The 1,026-nt window shown below is 73.3% G+C and carries 1 protein-coding gene; it reads right to left on the bottom strand.

Annotated features, from left to right (window positions below; genetic code table 11):
- Window positions 1-1,026 (bottom strand): nucleotide disphospho-sugar-binding domain-containing protein (locus ACFVUH_RS37485; RefSeq protein ID WP_387918118.1); only part of this gene is annotated, 1,026 nt, incomplete at both ends.

Here is a 1,026-nt window from a genome sequence, read left to right as displayed (position 1 = left end):
GGAACAGCAGCAGGGGCTCGTCGGTGTCGCAGACCACCTGGGGCAGCCCGGCGGCGCTCGCCGCGGCGAAGGTGCCCGTCGATCCGTGGTGGATGACGGCCGAGCAGGTCGGCAGCAGCTGGTCGAGCGGTACGTAGTCGAGGGTGTGGACGTTGTCCGGCAGGGGCCCGCTCTCCGCCAGTTGGTTGTCGTTGAGCGTGGCGATCACCTCGATGTCCAGCTCCGCGACCGCTTCCAGCAGCTTGGCGGTGCGCCCCCAGTCCCCCTTGAGGAACGCCCGCGCCGACACCCCGAGCGACAGCGCCACCCGCGGCCGCGACGGCCGGGCGTACAGCCACGTGGGCATGACGCTGGCGCCGGTGTAGGGCACGTAGCGCACCGGGACGTTCGTAAGCCGGGTCGGCGGGTTCATCGGCGCCGGGAACGGATTGACCGTCCACTGCCCGAGCAGGAGGTCGTCGTCGACCTCCACCCCGTACCGCTCCGCCAGCGGCCGCATCGTCTCGGCCAGGGGATTGGCGACCCCCGCCGCGGGCCCCGCGGCGGCGAACCGCTCGGTGACCCAGCCGGTGTAGTCGGGGGCGACGAGCACCCGTGCGTGCGCCGCGCCGGTGACCCGCGCCGCGACGGCGCCGGAGGGGAACCAGGCGTCCCACAGCACCAGATCGGGCTGCCAGACCCGGGCGAACTCGATCACCTGGTCCACGTCCTGCCGCGGCCGGGGCGGGTGGTAGTCGCGGATCGCCAGCAGGGTGAAGTGGTAGAAGACGTCCCAGGTGGGGCGCTCCTCGTCGCTGATTCCGAGCGCGCGCACGAAGCTCTCGGACTCTGCCGCGGTCGGCAGCATCGCCGCGTAGCCGGGGTCGTCGCGGTCGTGGACCGCCAGCGGCTGAGGCTGCCCGCAGGTCACCGACTTCAGGCCGGCCGCGGTGACGGCCTCGTGGAAGTCGGGGTCGGCCACACCGGTGTGATAGCCCGGGGGCGCCACGACGCACACCTCGTGGCCGGCGCTCTGCAGCGCCCAGC

Origin of the sequence: Kitasatospora sp. NPDC058032 (assembly GCF_042885845.1) — a bacterium.
In the GTDB taxonomy this organism is placed as follows: Bacteria; Actinomycetota; Actinomycetes; order Streptomycetales; family Streptomycetaceae; genus Kitasatospora.
This window is presented reverse-complemented; position numbering and strand designations above follow the sequence as displayed.